We start from the raw sequence: 16,399 nt of genomic DNA on the forward strand, positions 1-16,399 counted from the left end.
CATGGCCAGAGGATCGGATCCCGATTCACGTCCCATCTCGGTTGCCGAGTTGCTGGCGCGCGCCAAAGAGGCCGGTGCGACGGACGTCGCCGAGGCGGCGGCCAACTCTCCGGCAGCCACCGGCCGTCGCCATCGCGGCGGTAAGGACGGCATCTCCGTTGCCGAGCTGACCGGTGAGATCCCGCGCATCGCCGAGTCCACGACACCGCCGCCCACCCGCGACTTCAATGCTGCCGACGTCTCCGAGCGGGCCGAATCGGCGCCCGAGGCCGACGCCGCCGAGACGAAGCCCGCTCCCGCGGTGTCAACTGACTCGACCGAGCAGGACGAGGCCTCATCTCACCCGGAATCGGAAAAGGCCGAACCGCAGGTGACGGGGCCGTCTGTCGCCGATACGTCCGACCAGCATTCGGACTCCGAGACCACCGGCGTCATCTCCTCGGTGCAGGCGTACTCGCAGGTCGACGACGAGGACCCGAACCGCGATCGTCAGGATGATCATCGTGTGCTCAGTGCCGCCGAGCGGGATCGCGAATTCGAGGCGTACCGCAACTTCGAGGACGTCGACGCGACCCCGTCACCGACCGGTGAGCCGAAGAAGAAACGCGGCATCCTGGGATTCGGACGCAAGAAGGCGACCGCTGCTGCGCCGTCCGCACCTGAATCGCCGAGGACGTCTCGGGACCACGCGGACGATACCGATCATGAAGTGACGCAGCTCATACCGACGGTCACCGCGACTCCGCCGCCGTACCCTCCGGTCTTTGCCACGGACGGTCCGCCTCCGCCTGTGCCCGCCGAGTCCGCCAAACCGGCTCAGTCGCCTGCGCCCGGGAAAGCACAGGCCGATACCGGCCGATACCTGCGTTTCGACGTCGACGACGATGCCACGTCGCGCGTCGACACCACGAAGCGTTCGAGCCCCGAGGAGTCGAATGCCGAGGAGTCGAATGCCGCACCGGCCCAGGCGGATACCCGCGGGTTCGGTGCGTTCGCGAGCGGAAGCCCGGTCGACGAGACCCCCATCGAAGATCCGGCGACACCGCAGACGCCGGGCGACGACGCCAACGCGGATGCTGATGCCGTACGGACCCGGCTGACCGGTTCGGCAGCGGCGCAGGATCACCCGCCCGCCGGTGAACCCGCGCACGACGAGGCGGCTCCCACGGAGAAGTCGCCGTCGGTCCAGTGGCTCTTGCTCATCGGCCAGGTGCTGGCCGGTTTGGCCGTCGGCGTGGCGCTCTTCTGGGGTTTCACCGAATTGTGGCGCTGGAATGTGTATTTCGCACTCATCCTCGCGGTCGCGGTGATCTTCGGGTTGGTCACCCTCGTGCACGTCGTGCGGCGCAGCCAGGACCTGATCAGCACCCTGCTGGCATTGGGTGTCGGCTTGCTCGTGACGATTGGTCCGCTGGTGCTGTTGCTCGTCGCCGGAGACTGAGGAGTCGGTGTCGGAACAGGGGCGGGTCGGCCCCGCCGCAGCTTCGCAGGATCAGTCGCTTCGTGGCGAGATCGCCGTCGGGTTGTCGACGGCGTCGGTCTACCCGCAGAACACCGAGGCGGCCTTTCAATACGCCAACGAGCTCGGCTATGACGGCATCGAACTGATGGTGTGGGCGGAACCGGTCAGTCAGGACATCGACCGGGTCGCGATGCTGTCTGACCGCTATCACCTTCCGGTGCTGTCGGTGCACGCGCCGTGTCTGCTGATCTCGCAGGGGATATGGGGCCGTGACCCCATTGCGAAACTGGCGCGGGCGGTGACCGCTGCCGAGGACCTGGGCGCGGACACGGTGGTCGTGCATCCGCCGTTTCGGTGGCAGCGTAGGTACGCGCGTGAGTTCTCGGTGCTCGTCTCGACCCTCGAGGAGGACTCCGACGTCGCGGTGGCCGTGGAGAACATGTTCCCCATCCGTACCGATCGGTTCTTCGGGAAGTACGAGGGCGCGGCCGACCGGATGCGCAAGCGCGGTGGCCCGGGTTCGTCGGTGTCGGCGTACGCGACCTCGTTCGACCCCACCGACGACGGTTATGCGCACTACACCCTCGACATCTCCCACGCCGCGACGTCGGGCGTCGACGTCCTCGCGATGCTCGACCGGATGGGCCCCGGTCTGCGTCACCTGCACCTCACGGACGGGTCGGGGGCGGCCGTCGACGAACATCTGGTCCCGGGTGATGGGTCGCAACCGTGTGTGCAAGTGTGTAACCGTCTTGCCGACAGTGATTTCTCTGGTTCGGTTGTGCTGGAAGTCAGCAGCAGCGCGGTCAACACCAAAGCTGAGAGACTCGAAATCCTTTCCCGCTCACTGGATTTTGCACGTACACACCTAGAGCGGCCTTGACTTACAGGAGCACCGGAAAGTTGTCTGCGCCCACTCTCGACCAACTCAACACGCTTCGGACCGCCGGTCCCAGTGGTCCGGATCACATCGACTACACCGCTGTGATCGACCCCGTGTTCACCATCGGGCCGAAGGTGCACGGTGGGACCACCCAGATGCTCTCCGCGAAGGCGGCGCTGGCGGGTTTCGTCGCCACGGCCCCCGAGGGCGCGCCTCCCGCCGCCGGTCTCGCGCCGGTGGCGATCTCCACCAACTACCTCGGTGCCCCCGACCCGGCGGAGATCACCCTCAAGGTGTGGGTCCGCAAACGCGGTCGGACGGTCTCCCTGGTCGACGTCGAAGTGCACCAGAACGGTCGTAATCTGATCCACTCGACGGTGACCATCGGCACCCTCGACACCGACGGCCACTTCTCGGCGCCCACCCCGTTGACCGCGCTGCCGATCGAACCCCCCGATGACGTGATCTGGGTCGACCAGAGCCCCATGGGCGACGTCATGCACCTGTCGGCGTCGATCGATGTGGCCATCGAGCCCAACTCGCTCGCCTTCATCAAGGGGGAGAAGGCCGACCCGGTGTTCCGGATGTGGGCTCGCCCCAAGGAGGGCGTGACCGATGAGCTGTTCGCGATCCTGAGCGGTGATCTGAGCGCCCCGGTCGTGATGAACCTGCATCTGTTCGGCTGGGCGCCGACCGTTCAGCTGACGACGTATCTGCGGCGTTTGCCGGCGCCGGGATGGCTGCGTATCCAGGCCTCGAGTACCGAGGTCGGGCACGGGTGGTTCGAAGAAGATCATCTCGTCATCGACTCGGCGGGCGACGTCATCGTGCAAACCCGGCAGCTCGCGTTGATACCGGCGTCGGGCTGACAAGCACCCGTCGAGATCCCGGCGTCGGGCTGACGACCTCCCCTTGGCAATGAACCTTCCTGAAACGAGAAAGTGACCCACATGACCCAGCGAATCGCAATCATCGGCGGTGGAAACATCGGGGAGGCGTTGCTCGCCGGCCTCATCGGATCCGGCAAACCGACCAAGGACCTCGTGATCGCGGAGAAGTCGCCGAGCCGGGGCAAGGAGCTGACCGAGGAGTACGGCGTCCGGGTGACCGACATCGCCGACGCGGTCGAGGGCGCGAACATCGTCGTGCTGGCCATCAAGCCGGGCGACGTGGACGCGGTCCTGGCGGTGATCGCCGATGTCGAGGATGTCGGCGAGGTCGAGCGTCTGACCGTCACCCTCGTCAGCGGGCTGCCCACCGCCAAGTACGAGAACGCCCTTCCTGCGGGTGCGCCCGTGGTGCGGGTGATGCCGAACACCCCCATGCTCGTGGGAGAGGCGATGAGCGGTGTCACGGCCGGACGTTATGCGACCGAGGAACACGTCGCGACGGTCGTGACGCTGCTCGAGACGGTCGGCAAGGTCGTCGTCGTCCCGGAGAAGCAGATCGATGCGATCACCGCGCTGTCCGGGTCGGGGCCGGCATACCTGTTCCTGATGGCCGAGGCGATGATCGACGCCGGTGTCTCTCTCGGGCTCACGCGTGCACTGGCCACCGAGTTGGCAGCGCAGACCGTGCGTGGTGCCGGTGTTCTGCTGACCGACTCGGGAATGTCGCCGGTCGATCTGCGCGCTGCGGTCACCTCGCCCGCCGGGACGACCGCCGCGGCGCTGCTGGAGATGGAAAAGCACGGTCTGCGGCACGCGGTCGCCGAAGGTGTTCGTGCCAGCGCGGCGAAGAGTGAGGCGATCGGGCGAGTGGTGCTCTCCGGACTCGAGACGTCCTAGGGCCTCGGCCACCCCTGTTCAGCCCCCCTCCACCCGTTTTCGCGGCGTCCCCCTGTCGTAACCGGTGGAGGACGCAAAAACGGGTGGGGAAGTGCCGTTCGTGCATGTCGCGCCACCCTCCACCCGTTTTTGTACCGCCCACCGATTGTTGTGGGTGGAGGACGCAAAAACGGGTGGGGGGAGGGCGCTGGAGGCCTGATTCGGGCAAGAAATCCGAATCAGTTGCCCACTCACGTCGCTTTAACCCCACCCGCCACGCTAAGCTTCGCTGAGCACGTGCGTGTCTGGAGTCCGCCGGAGGGGAAGCCGAGCGGCCGCGACGCGTGCCCCGGAGGTATGAAATTTTCATGGCATCTGCAAGTAAGCCAGGTGACAACGCCGGTGGTGGAACCCAGTTCCTGACCGTCGCAGAGGTCGCATCCCTGATGCGCGTCTCGAAGATGACCGTGTACCGCTTGGTGCACAACGGAGAGTTGCCCGCCGTACGCGTGGGTCGCTCCTTCCGCGTGCACGCCAAGGCGGTGCACGACTATCTCGAGACGTCCTATTTCGACGCCGGATAGAAGTCCCGACTGACAAACTCAGAATCCGTCCTGGTTCGGCAGGTCGGCTGCACCACGCGGTCGGCCGATCGAGCGGGCGATTTCGTCACCGGTGCGCCGGGCGGTAAGGTTTGCAGTCGACCCGTTCGCCGGTGCTCTGGCGCGCGAAGTAAGTGAGCCAGCCTGTGTGGACGGCCAAAACCTGTAGGACCATCCGGTCAGATCGTGAGGAAGTTCCCAGATGGGTTCAGTGATCAAGAAGCGCCGCAAGCGCATGTCGAAGAAGAAGCACCGCAAGTTGCTGCGTCGCACGCGAGTGCAGCGCAGGAAACTCGGTAAGTGAGTTTTCTTTCCTCAGAACCCGCCGCTTGTCGGCGGGTTTTGTTTTGCCTGGACGAGGGTTTGAATTGGCGGAACCCTAATCCTCGTCTCAGTGGGTGAAACAAGGATCGAGTCCGTACGCTGGTCGCCATGGTCGATGGTGAAGGTGTGGTGCAGCAGTCGCCACGGGTCGTTCTGGTCACCGGTGCATCGACGTTTCTCGGTGGGTACCTGACCACTCGGCTCGCCCAGAACCCGGCCGTCGAGCGGGTGATCGCGGTGGACTCGCTGGCCCCCTCGAAGGACATGTTGCGCCGGTTCGGTCGCGCGGAGTTCCTGCGCGTGGACATCCGCAGGCCCACCATCGCGAAAGTGATCGATCAGGCGGGCGTGGACACCGTCGTACACGCCGCGACGTCGGTGATGGACACGGTCGGACATTCGCCCGCGATCAAAGAGTTCAATGTGATCGGGACGATGCAGCTGTGCGCCGCATGCCAGCGCAGCCCGACGGTGAAGCGGTTCGTCATGCGATCGACCGGGATGGTCTACGGGGCGAGTTCGGCCGACCCCGCGCACTTCTCCGAAGACACCTCGGCTCGGCGCGAGCCCACCGGTGGGTATGCCCGCGACCTCATCGACGTCGAGGGTTATGCACGCGGCCTCGGACGTCGCCGCCAGGACATGGCCGTCACCATCCTGCGTCTGACCGCGATGCTCGGTCCGCAGATCTCGAGCCGCATGAGCAAGTACTTCTCCTCGACGGTCATACCTGTCGCCATCGGTCACGAGCCGCGGTTGCAGTTCCTGCACGAGGAGGACGCCCTGTCGGTGCTCGAACACGCGACACTCGCAGGCCGATCCGGCATCTTCAACGTGGCGGGAGACGGCGTACTGACACTGAGTCAGGCAGTGCGCCGAGCCGGGCGGATCGCGCTGCCGGTGCCGTCGTCGATGATGGGCACGGTCGCAGGCGTCTATCGCGGAATGCGCGTGAGCACCATGCAGCTCGATCAGATCGACTACCTGACGTTCGGGCGGGTACTCGACACCACCCGGATGCGCACCGAACTCGGTTTCGGCCCGAGGTACACGAGTATGGAGACGTTCGACGACTTCCTGTCTCGAAAACCCTTGGCGCCGGTGGTCTCTCCGGCGGCGTGGCGCCGGGTGGAGGAATGGACGAGGCAGGCCGCGAAACAACTGACGTGAGAAAATGATCGTCAAGTTCTGACTTCGAGGGTGCCGAGTGGCGAACGGGTCACCGGGGCGGGGACAATCAAGATGCGGGTGCGCGAGAAGCATCACGAGCGGGGAATCAGGCTTCGGCTTGAGGGAGGTGTGTGCGGTGCCCAATCGGGACCAGACGTCCGATGCACGGACGGCTAAAGTGATCCAGCTCTACTCGAGTTCGCCGGGTCCGGACGGTCAGCCGCGCCGCAGGCATCCTTCGCAAAGCTATGGACCCCAGGCGAGATCCGCGGCGGCTCAGCAGAATTCCGCCGGGCATCCGAACACCGATGATTTCGACCAGGCCGCGGTCACCCCGATCAGCGACGATGTCCGCGCCCAGATCGAGGCGGGCCAGTACGCCGAGGCGGCCAAGGCGTCGTCGTCCTTCCTGAATCTCGATGGAGTGCGCCACGCGCTCGCCGACACCCTGACCGGCGCGGCAGGTTATCTCCGGCAGCGCGTCACCGGCGACTACGAGGTCGACGACTTCGGCTTCGACCCGCATTTCACCGAGTCGGTGTGGCTACCCGCGATGCGCGTGCTGTTCGACAAGTGGTTCCGCGTGGATGTGAGTGGGATCGACAATCTCCCGCTGGAGGGAGGCGCGCTACTCGTCGCCAACCATGCCGGCACCATCCCGATCGACGCCCTGATGACCTCGGTCGCGGTCCACGACTATCACCAGAATCGGCGCCACCTGCGTGTGCTCGCCGCAGACCTGGCCTTCGACACCCCTTTCATCAGCGAGGTCGCCCGTCGTACCGGGTCGACCCTGGCCTGCACCGCCGACGCCCAGCGGTTGTTGCGCGGGGGAGAGCTCACCGCCGTCTGGCCCGAGGGATTCAAGGGCATCGGCAAGCTCTACAAAGATCGCTACAAGCTGCAGCGCTTCGGGCGCGGTGGGTTCGTGACCACTGCGTTGCGGGCGGGCGTCCCGATCATCCCGGTCTCGATCGTGGGGTCGGAGGAGATCTATCCGATGCTCAACGACCTCAAGCCCATCGCTCGCCTGCTCGGGCTGCCCTACATCCCCGTCACCCCGACCTTCCCCCTTCTCGGACCGCTCGGCCTCGTGCCGTTGCCGTCGAAGTGGCAGATCCATTTCGGGACGCCGATCGCCACCGACCATTTCGATGAGCAGGCGGCCGACGACCCGATGGTCGTCTTCGACGTCACCGATCATGTGCGCGAGGAGATCCAGCAGACCCTGTTCCGGATGCTCAGTCGCCGCTCCAGCGTCTACTTCGGCTGACCGGGGAACCCCAGGTGAGCGCTGTCGTCGAAGAGGTGGACAGGCGGCTGGAGCCGTGGCGCGAGGAGCTCGGCGCCGACTGGGACCCCTATCGCAATCACGTCCGCCGCGTGCTGGCCTTCTGCGACGAGTTGCACGCGATCTCGTTCCGCGCGCCACACAGTCCCGTCCCCAGCACCACCGAGGAGTTCCTGACCGCCGCGGTCTTCCATGACCTCGGGATCTGGTCGGCGGGCACCTTCGATTACCTGCCGCCGTCGGTGGAACTGGCGCAGCGGTGGTTGGCCGAGCAAGACCGGGGAGACCTGAGAACCCTTGTCACCGAGATGATCTCGGATCATCACAAGGTGCGCAGGGCGGGGCCGCCGGCGTCGCCGATCGAGGTGTTCCGGCGCGCCGACACGATGGACGTCAGCCTCGGCCTCGTACGCTTCGGGGTGACGCGCCGACGCTATTCGGCGGTTTCGGAAGAGCTGCCCGATGACGGTTTTCACCGCAGACTCATAGACCTGACGATCCGGCGCATCCGCGAACACCCCACCTCGCCGCTGCCCATGTTCAAGTGGTGACCTGACCCCCGAAGATGGTGGGTCCTGGTGGGCCTCACCTGGGGAAACACTCGCCGGAACCCACCAAGATGGGAATCCCGGGGGTCAGCGGCGCAGGTGTTTGACGGCTGCGGCTGCGCCACCGCCTGCAGCGCCCAACAGCACTGCCGTCGGGACGCCGATCCTCGCGGCCTTGCGCGCGGTCCGATAGTCCCGGACCTCCCAGCCGCGCACGCGCGCGACGTCGCGCAGGTCGGTGTCGGGATTGATCGCGACGGCGGTACCGACCAGCGACAACATCGGGACGTCGTTGTGGGAGTCGGAGTAGGCGGTGCAGCGCTTGAGGTTCAGTCCCTCGCGGATGGCGAGCGAGCGCACCGCGTGGGCCTTGCCGAGGCCGTGCAGGAGGTCGCCGACCAGTCGCCCGGTGAACACTCCGTCGACGCTCTCGGCCACCGTGCCCAGCGCTCCCGTCAACCCGAGCCGTTCGGCGATCGTCTGGGCCAGTTCGACGGGCGTGGCGGTGACGAGCCACACCTGCTGACCCGCGTCGATGTGCATCTGGGCCAGTGCCGCGGTGCCAGGCCAGATCTTGTCGGCGATGAACTCGTCGTAGATCTCCTCGCCGACGCGGACCAGCTCCGCGGTGGAGCGGCCGGCGATGAACGAGAGAGCCTTCTCGCGGCCCTGTGCGACGTCTTCGGAGTTCTCGCGTCCGGTGATGCGGAACTTCGCCTGAGCCCAGACGAACTCCATGATGTCGCGGTAGCTGAAGTAGTCCCGCGCGGCCAGACCTCGGGCGAAGTGGATCATCGACGACCCCTGGACCAGGGTGTTGTCGACGTCGAAGAAGGCGGCAGCGGTGAGATCGGGCGGTACGACGGTGGGGCGGCCGGGTTCGTCCACGTCGGCAGCACCCTGGTCCAGGCGCGGATCGACGAGGGTGTCGCCGCCACCGGGCAGTGCGCGCTCCCGGAGTTTCGCGTAGGCGGCGTGGGCGCTGGCCTCACCCGCGAGTGACTGACGCAGTTCTCCGGCGGACTGGCGGAACCTGCCGACGCGGCTGGTCAGGGGCGACAGTGGACCGGATGCGGTCGCGGGTTGGGCTTCGCCGTCGAGGTCGTCACCGTCGGGGTCGTCACCATCTGGACCGTCGTCGTCCGGAGCGTCGTCATCCGGTGCATCGTCGTCGTCGACGAGATCGTCGTCGAGCGCAGGATCAAACAGGTCTTCGGGTTCGTCGAGGCGGGATCGGTCTGCGTCACCGGCGTTGTCGTCGCCCGGAGTATTTGTCACTCGCATCGCCTCCTGTGGGTCTCGTTCAGCGTAGTCGGTACGCGGGCGATGACCGGCGGTCGCGCCACGCGGGCGTGCCTGTCAGCCAGGCGGGCGTGCTCGTCAGCCACGCGGGCGTGCATGGCAGACTGGCTGGGTGATGATCACGTTGCTCACCAGGGCGGGGTGTACCGCCTGCGCCCGGGCCCGCGCCGACCTCGACCCGCTCATCGCCGACTTCGCGGTCGAGTTCGAGGAGATCGACGTCGATGCCATCGCCGACACCGATCCGGGCGTGCGCGCCGAGTTCGGCGACCGTTTGCCGGTCGTTCTTCTCGACGGTCGTGAGCACAGCTATTGGGATGTGGATATCCCCAGGCTGCGAGCCGATTTGCAGGCGGCATCTGGACAGTAGTCCAGACGGATGGACAGAATTTGGGGGGCCGAGTTTGTGAATCGATTCACAAGCGGTAACGTGATACCGCGAGTCAGTGCGTCCGCGGTGCTTTTCGCAGGCATCACGCCTGCTCCGCGACCCGCAGACACCAGGGTCCGCAGAGCCGCGGACGGTGGCGCCCAATGAGGAAGACGGTCGGCATGGGGAAGAGTCCTGCAGATGCGGGAGACAAGGGGAGCTCGGGTTCGGCCGGTGGCCCACAGCCCGACATCCCGAGCGCTGCCGTCGCCCGGCTCGCCACCTACCTGCACGTGTTGCGCTCGATGAGCGAAACCGGCGCGATGGTCGTCTCGTCCGGGCAACTCGCAGCGGCCGCGGGTGTGAACTCCGCGATACTCCGCAAAGACCTCTCTCACGTCGGCTCGGGCGGAGTGCGCGGCGTCGGATACGACGTCAGCCGCCTCGTCGCCCGTATCGCTCTGGCTCTCGGTGTCGAGCACAACCACAATGTGGTGCTCGCCGGCGCCGGTCACCTCGGCAAGGCCCTCATCAACCGGGTGGGCTTCGATCGCCGCGGCATCAAGATCGTCGCCATGGTCGAAGCGGACCCGGAGTTGGTCGGTACGTCCATCGCCGCCGCCGAAGGCGAACTCCAGGTGCGCGGGCTCGCCGAGATCCCGGCGATCTGCGCGGAGCACCGCGTCGAGATCGCTGTTCTCGCGACGTCCGACGAGAACGCCCAGATCACGTGCGACAGTTTCGTCGCCGCGGGCGTGCAGCAGATCCTCAATTTCACGTGCGTGGCACCCCGGGTGCCCGAGCACGTCTACGTCAGGCCCGTCGACTTCGCTCTGGAGTTGCAGGTGATGGCGTTCAACGCGACCCGCAGGAACAGCGCGGAAGCTCAAGTTGTGCAGCGTAAGTCGGCCCCAGTCGGCCGGACGCAAACGAAACAAAGGTCGGTGGGCGTGTGAGTATCTTCCTGTTCGGCATCTCGCACCGCAGTGCGCCGGTGCCGATACTCGAGCGGCTTGCCGTCACCGACACCGATCGCCCCAAGCTGATCGAAGATCTCCTCGACAGCCCGCAGATCAGCGAGGCGATGATCGTCTCCACGTGCAACCGCGTCGAGGTCTACGCCGTGGTCGACGCCTTCCACCCCGCGCTGGAAGCGGTGGGCGAGGTCATGGGCAGGCATTCGGGCATGACGGTCAACGAGATGACCAAATACGCCTACGTCCGGTATTCCGAGGCCGTGGTGGAGCATCTGTTCTCGGTCGCTGCGGGCCTGGACTCGATGGTCGTCGGCGAGCAGCAGATCCTGGGTCAGATCCGGTCGTCGTATGCCAGCGCCGATGCCAACCGCTCGGCAGGCCGGGTGCTGCATGAGTTGGCGCAGCAGGCGCTGCGGGTGGGCAAGCGGGTCCACAGCGAGACCGGACTCGATCGCGCGGGCGCCTCGGTGGTGTCGGTATCCCTCGAGCGCGCCAAGAGCGTCCTCGGCGGGGAGATCGGATCGGCCGTCGTCTTCGGTGCGGGCGCGATGGGTGGCCTCGCTGCTGCGCACCTCGCCAGGGCAGGTGTCACCGACCTCATGGTGGTGAACCGGACGTTCGAGAAGGCACAGCACCTCGCGGCCAACGTCGCCAAGAATCATGGCGTGGACGCCCGCGCCGTCGAGATGGACGACCTGACGGACGCGCTGGCCGGCGCCGACGTACTCGTCACCTGTACGGGCACCATCGGCACCGTGGTCGGCGTCGGTGAGGTGCATTCGGCACTGGCCAGGCGGACCGCTGCCGGGCCGCTGGTCATCTGCGACCTCGGATTGCCCCGCAACGTCGATCCTGCGGCCGGGCGGCTGCCGGATGTGCACATCATCGACATCGAGGGTCTGCGCGGCGATGAGGGCACCAAGGCGGCCGACGCCGATGAGGTCGCGGCTCGCGACATCGTGCTGGCAGAGCTCGCCGACTACCTCACGCATCAGCGTCAGGCCGAGGTGACGCCCACCGTGACGGCGCTCCGGCAGCGGGCGGCCGAGGTGGTGCAGGCCGAGATGCTGCGTCTCGAGAGCCGGCTCCCCGGTCTCGACGACCCTCAGCGCGACGAGGTCGCCAAGACCGTGCGGCGTGTGGTCGACAAGCTGCTGCACGCACCGACCGTGCGCGTGAAGCAACTTGCCAGCACCCCGCAGGGCGATCATTACGCCGAGGCACTGCGCGAACTGTTCGAACTCAAACCAGGTGCGGCCGAATCTGTTTCCGCACCCGAGGTCGGTCTCGGCGAGACCGACACCCATGGAAAGGCCCGGTAGGAATTGAGCCGCTCGTCCAGTCCGAATCCGATCCGGATCGGAACCCGTGGTTCCTTGCTGGCCACCACCCAGGCCGGCACCGTCCGCGACGCCCTGATCGCTGCCGGACACCCGGCCGAACTCGTCATCATCAAGACCGCGGGCGACCTGTCCGCAGCTCCGGTCCAGCAGATCGGGGTCGGTGTCTTCACCACCGCGATCCGCCAGTCGCTGACCTCCGATGAGGTCGACGTCGCCGTGCACTCGTACAAGGACCTGCCGACCGCACCCGAGCCCGGACTCGTGATCGCCGCCATCCCGCCTCGCGAGGACCCGCGGGACGCACTGGTCGCCGCAGGCGGAAAAGTGCTCGGTGAGCTGCTTCCGGGCGCCACTGTCGGCACCTCCGCGCCGCGTCGGGCGGCGCAGCTTAGAGCATTGGGTCTCGGTTTGGAAATCCGCCCCCTACGAGGCAACCTTGATTCTCGGTTGGGCAAAGTCGCCAGCGGGGAACTCGACGCGGTGGTAGTAGCCCGGGCCGGACTCGTACGAATCGGACGGACCGATGAGGTCACCGAAGCGTTGGATCCGGTTCAGATGCTACCGGCGCCTGCACAGGGCGCCTTGGCCGTGGAGTGCCGCGCAGACGATGCCCAATTGGTGAGCATTCTCGCCGAGTTGGACGATCCGTCCACCCGTGCGGCGATTGACGCCGAACGTGCGGTGCTTGCGGCCCTGGAGGCCGGATGCACGGCACCGATCGGTGCTTTGGCCGAGGTGGTCGAGTCGATCGATGAGGACGGACGCATATTCACCGAGCTGTCGCTCCGCGCGACGGTCGTTGCCGAAGATGGTTCGGACGCGATCAAGGCCTCGGTGGTGGGCCCGACCGAACGAGCGACCGAACTCGGCCGAGAACTTGCCGCAGAACTGCTGGATCAAGGAGCTAAAGAGCTCCTCTAGAGCCAGCGGGCCGAGCTACAGCCCCACGGGGCAGGAGTGCTGAGCATGAGCCGTACCAAAAAGGCCGTTACCCCTGGTCGCATTCTCTTTGTCGGGGCAGGCCCCGGCGACCCGGGATTGTTGACCGTCCGCGCCCGCACCGCGATCGAGAACGCCGTCACGGTGTTCATCGATCCCGACGTGCCGTCCGCGGTCGTCGACCAGATCGGTGTCAAACCAGGGCAGCAGGCCGAGGCGAAGACCGGTTCCTCGCGGACTGCCAAACCGAGCAAACAAGACCCTAGCGCCGCGGCAGACGGCGCCGATCAGCAGGGTGGGGAACACGACACCCCCGCCGCAGACGCCCCCGCCGCCGACGAGCCGCTGAGCAATGTGCGTCCGGCCCTGGGCGATCCGAACGAGGTGGCCAAGACGCTGGTCGCCACCGCCCGCGAGGGTGAGGACGTGGTCCGGCTCGTCGCAGGCGACCCGTTGACCACCGATTCGGTCCTCGCCGAGGTCAACGCCGTCGCCCGCACCCAGGTGCAGTTCGAGGTCATCCCCGGGCTGCCCGCCACCGCCGCTGTGCCGAGTTACGCGGGTATGCCGCTGGGCTCGGGGCACACCGAGGCAGATGTCCGCGGAGAGGTCGACTGGGCGGCTCTGGCCGCTGCGCCCGGACCGCTGGTCCTGCATGCGACGTCGGGCCATCTGGCCGAGACCGCCAGTGCGCTGACCGAGCACGGACTGGCAGCGCAGACGCCTGCCGCGATCACCGTCAACGGGACCACCTGCCAGCAGCGCACCATCGAGGCGACGCTGGCCACCCTCAACGAGAGCGGCAGCGCCCTGACCGGGCCGCTGATCGTCACCATCGGCAAGGTCGTCACCCAGCGCGGCAAGCTGAGCTGGTGGGAATCACGCGCCCTGTACGGCTGGACCGTGCTGGTGCCGCGTACCAAGGATCAGGCCGGCGACATGTCGGAACGGCTCGTCACGCACGGCGCCATCCCGATGGAGGTCCCGACGATTGCCGTCGAGCCGCCCCGCAGCCCGGCGCAGATGGAACGCGCCGTCAAGGGTCTGGTCGACGGCCGCTACCAGTGGGTGGTGTTCACCTCCACCAACGCCGTCCGCGCCGTCTGGGACAAGTTCGCCGAATTCGGTTTGGATGCAAGGGCTTTCAGTGGCGTCAAGATCGCCTGTGTCGGTGAGGCCACGGCCGAGAAGGTACGCGGATTCGGGATCAACCCCGAACTGCTGCCCTCGGGCGAGCAGTCCTCGCTGGGACTGCTCGAGGACTTCCCGCCGTACGACGACGTCTTCGACCCGGTGAACCGGATCCTGTTGCCACGCGCCGACATCGCCACCGAGACCCTGTCCGAAGGCCTGCGCGGCCGCGGCTGGGAGATCGACGACGTCACCGCGTACCGCACGGTCCGTGCCGCGCCGCCGCCCGCCGAGACCCGCGAGATGATCAAGACCGGTGGTTTCGACGCGGTCTGCTTCACCTCGAGCTCGACCGTCCGCAACCTGGTCGGCATCGCCGGCAAGCCACATGCACGCACGATCGTCGCCTGCATCGGGCCGAAGACCGCCGAGACCGCCACCGAGTTCGGCCTCCGGGTCGACGTGCGCCCGGAGAACGCGTCGGTGCCCGAGCTGGTCGACGCGCTCGCCGAGCACGCCGCCCGGCTGCGCGCCGAGGGTGCCTTGCCTCCGCCGCGTAAGAAGGCTCGTCGGTCGCGCTCGTAGGCTGGCGGGTATGACCGCATCTTCCGACCGTCCGCCTTTCGATCGTCCCCGGCGACTCCGCAGCACTCCGGCGATGCGCCGGCTGGTTGCCGAGACATCGCTCGAGCCACGGCATCTGGTGTTGCCTATGTTCGTCGCCGACGGCATCGACGAACCGCGCCCGATCAGCTCGATGCCCGGCGTCGTCCAGCACACGAGGGAGTCGTTGCGGCGTGCGGCGGGAGACGCCGTCGCTGCAGGGGTCGGCGGCCTGATGCTCTTCGGAGTCCCGGCTGCCGCCGACAAGGATGCTGTCGGCAGTGCGGGCACCGATCCCGATGGGGTGCTCAACGCGGCCCTGAAGGATCTTCGCTCCGATCTCGGTGACTCGACGGTGATCATGGCCGATACCTGTCTCGACGAGTTCACCGACCACGGACATTGCGGGGTCCTGCGCGACGACGGTGTCGTCGACAACGATGCCACCCTGGAGCGTTACGCCGAGATGGCCGTGGTGCAGGCCCGGTCCGGAGCGCACGTCGTCGGGCCCAGCGGGATGATGGATGCCCAGGTCGGGGTGATCCGAGCGGCTCTCGACCGCGCCGGCTTCTCCGAGACGGCGATCCTCGCCTACACCGCCAAGTACTCCTCGGCCTTTTACGGCCCGTTCCGTGAGGCCGTCGGCTCGTCGCTGCAGGGCGACCGGAAGACGTACCAGCAGGATCCGGCGAACCTCCGGGAGTCCATGCGCGAGCTGGCCCTGGACCTGGCCGAGGGCGCCGACATGGTGATGGTGAAGCCGGCGATGTCGTACCTCGACGTGTTGCGCCGGGTCGCCGACGAGGCCGACGTCCCGGTGGCGGCCTACCAGATCTCGGGGGAGTACGCGATGATCACCGCCGCCGCCGAACGCGGCTGGATCGATCGTGATGCGGCGATCTTCGAGTCGCTTCTCGGTATCCGGCGAGCTGGAGCTGACATCGTGCTCACATATTGGGCCCACGAGGTCGCTGCTGCGCTACATTGAACATCACAGATGATTGGTGATCGTTCATTGGTGGGGGCTGATGATACGAATGGGGTTCTGGGGGAACTGCCGTGTCGGATGGATCGAATCGGGTCGAGCACGTCTTCTCACGCTCGATCAGGCGACGGTGGAGCGCGCAGGGTGACATCGCTACGCGAGATGACCTGTACCGCTTCGTGAAACAGCTTCGCGACGACGGTATTCCGGTGGAGGCGTCGGCTGCGGTCCTGGATTTCGAGGCGGCGGATTATCGGCGCTGGCTGGCCGGGGATCAGCCACTCCGGGTCTTCGAGGCAGAGACCGCCGAGCGCGTTCAGCGCTCCCGTCAGCAGCTCGGCAGTACAGAGTCACGAGTGGGCGGAGGCGGGCGCCACCCCGCGAAGCCTGTCGACGACTGCGACAGTCTGATGCGCGCTTTTGAGAGCACGGTCCGCCTCCGGGCCAAGGAGCTGGTCGCCGATCCGCCCCTGCACCAATCCGGTTGGTTCCCGCTGATGCGGCTGCTGGCAGGCGAGGGGGTGCCCGTCGAGGTGAGTGCGACGATTCTCGGGGTGGATGTGGTGGCCTACCGGGACTGGGTCTGCGACCACCGCATGCAGATCGATTCGTCGGGGGATCGGTAGTCGGTTCGAAACTCGGGCGGCGCACGATCGCCGGGTGACAACCCCAAGGCGTTCGCACCGGTGCCACTAGGGTGGTG

The 16,399-nt window shown here is 66.8% G+C and carries 17 protein-coding genes; 16 read left to right on the forward strand and 1 reads right to left on the reverse strand.

Translation table 11 applies throughout. The annotated features are described in order from the left end of the window. The first annotated feature begins 1 nt into the window (after window position 1). The 9 genes from BH683_RS16105 to BH683_RS16145 all read left to right on the forward strand — a co-directional run bounded on the left by BH683_RS16105 (window position 2) and on the right by BH683_RS16145 (window position 8,049). Complete coding sequence (locus BH683_RS16105) at window positions 2–1,441, forward strand: hypothetical protein (protein ID WP_084837269.1); 1,440 nt, start codon at window positions 2–4, stop codon at window positions 1,439–1,441. A gap of 7 nt (window positions 1,442–1,448) precedes the next feature. After that, window positions 1,449–2,345, forward strand: a complete 897-nt coding sequence (locus tag BH683_RS16110) for a sugar phosphate isomerase/epimerase (protein ID WP_084837270.1) — start codon at window positions 1,449–1,451, stop codon at window positions 2,343–2,345. Between the two features lie 20 nt (window positions 2,346–2,365). Continuing rightward, window positions 2,366–3,214, forward strand: a complete 849-nt coding sequence (locus tag BH683_RS16115) for a thioesterase family protein (protein ID WP_084837271.1) — start codon at window positions 2,366–2,368, stop codon at window positions 3,212–3,214. Between the two features lie 81 nt (window positions 3,215–3,295). Next, a complete protein-coding gene (gene proC / locus BH683_RS16120) occupies window positions 3,296–4,132 on the forward strand; it encodes a pyrroline-5-carboxylate reductase (RefSeq protein ID WP_084837272.1) in 837 nt (278 codons plus the stop codon). A 347-nt stretch (window positions 4,133–4,479) separates the two neighbouring features. Further along, a complete protein-coding gene (locus tag BH683_RS16125) occupies window positions 4,480–4,695 on the forward strand; it encodes a helix-turn-helix domain-containing protein (protein WP_084837273.1) in 216 nt (71 codons plus the stop codon). A gap of 220 nt (window positions 4,696–4,915) precedes the next feature. Beyond that, complete coding sequence (locus BH683_RS16130) at window positions 4,916–5,017, forward strand: AURKAIP1/COX24 domain-containing protein (RefSeq protein WP_003402602.1); 102 nt, start codon at window positions 4,916–4,918, stop codon at window positions 5,015–5,017. 128 nt (window positions 5,018–5,145) lie between these two features. Continuing rightward, window positions 5,146–6,207 (forward strand): NAD-dependent epimerase/dehydratase family protein, encoded by a 1,062-nt coding sequence (locus BH683_RS16135; protein WP_084837274.1) that lies wholly within the window; start codon window positions 5,146–5,148, stop codon window positions 6,205–6,207. A gap of 136 nt (window positions 6,208–6,343) precedes the next feature. After that, the gene (locus BH683_RS16140; RefSeq protein WP_084837275.1) at window positions 6,344–7,480 is read left to right on the forward strand and encodes a lysophospholipid acyltransferase family protein; all 1,137 of its coding nucleotides are present in this window, start codon (window positions 6,344–6,346) and stop codon (window positions 7,478–7,480) included. A 14-nt stretch (window positions 7,481–7,494) separates the two neighbouring features. Next, entirely contained in the window at window positions 7,495–8,049 is a 555-nt protein-coding gene (locus tag BH683_RS16145) for a hypothetical protein (protein ID WP_084837276.1), read from the forward strand. Window positions 8,050–8,133: 84 nt separating this feature from the next. On the opposite strand, the gene BH683_RS16150 is transcribed toward BH683_RS16145, so the two are convergent. Next, window positions 8,134–9,324, reverse strand: a complete 1,191-nt coding sequence (locus BH683_RS16150; RefSeq protein ID WP_246833412.1) for an HAD-IB family hydrolase — start codon at window positions 9,322–9,324, stop codon at window positions 8,134–8,136. 139 nt (window positions 9,325–9,463) lie between these two features. On the opposite strand from BH683_RS16150, the gene BH683_RS16155 reads away from it, so the two are divergent. The 7 genes from BH683_RS16155 to BH683_RS16185 all read left to right on the forward strand — a co-directional run bounded on the left by BH683_RS16155 (window position 9,464) and on the right by BH683_RS16185 (window position 16,322). Next, window positions 9,464–9,718 carry a glutaredoxin family protein gene (locus tag BH683_RS16155; protein ID WP_084837278.1) on the forward strand — a complete coding sequence of 85 codons (255 nt, stop codon included), beginning with the start codon at window positions 9,464–9,466 and terminating at the stop codon, window positions 9,716–9,718. A 164-nt stretch (window positions 9,719–9,882) separates the two neighbouring features. Beyond that, window positions 9,883–10,674: a redox-sensing transcriptional repressor Rex gene (locus BH683_RS16160; RefSeq protein WP_246833413.1), complete on the forward strand. Its 792-nt coding sequence runs from the start codon at window positions 9,883–9,885 to the stop codon at window positions 10,672–10,674. After that, complete coding sequence (locus tag BH683_RS16165) at window positions 10,671–12,017, forward strand: glutamyl-tRNA reductase (protein WP_084837279.1); 1,347 nt, start codon at window positions 10,671–10,673, stop codon at window positions 12,015–12,017. Before BH683_RS16160 ends, BH683_RS16165 begins: the two co-directional genes overlap by 4 nt. 3 nt (window positions 12,018–12,020) lie before the next feature. Then, window positions 12,021–12,959 (forward strand): hydroxymethylbilane synthase, encoded by a 939-nt coding sequence (gene hemC / locus BH683_RS16170; protein WP_084837280.1) that lies wholly within the window; start codon window positions 12,021–12,023, stop codon window positions 12,957–12,959. 45 nt (window positions 12,960–13,004) lie between these two features. Beyond that, complete coding sequence (locus tag BH683_RS16175; RefSeq protein ID WP_084837338.1) at window positions 13,005–14,693, forward strand: bifunctional uroporphyrinogen-III C-methyltransferase/uroporphyrinogen-III synthase; 1,689 nt, start codon at window positions 13,005–13,007, stop codon at window positions 14,691–14,693. 10 nt (window positions 14,694–14,703) lie between these two features. Beyond that, the gene (gene hemB, locus BH683_RS16180) at window positions 14,704–15,699 is read left to right on the forward strand and encodes a porphobilinogen synthase (RefSeq protein WP_084837281.1); all 996 of its coding nucleotides are present in this window, start codon (window positions 14,704–14,706) and stop codon (window positions 15,697–15,699) included. A 71-nt stretch (window positions 15,700–15,770) separates the two neighbouring features. After that, entirely contained in the window at window positions 15,771–16,322 is a 552-nt protein-coding gene (locus tag BH683_RS16185; protein ID WP_084837282.1) for a hypothetical protein, read from the forward strand. The last annotated feature ends 77 nt before the right edge of the window (window positions 16,323–16,399 follow it).

Origin of the sequence: Williamsia sp. 1138, assembly GCF_002095435.2 — a bacterium.
In the GTDB taxonomy this organism is placed as follows: Bacteria; Actinomycetota; Actinomycetes; order Mycobacteriales; family Mycobacteriaceae; genus Williamsia.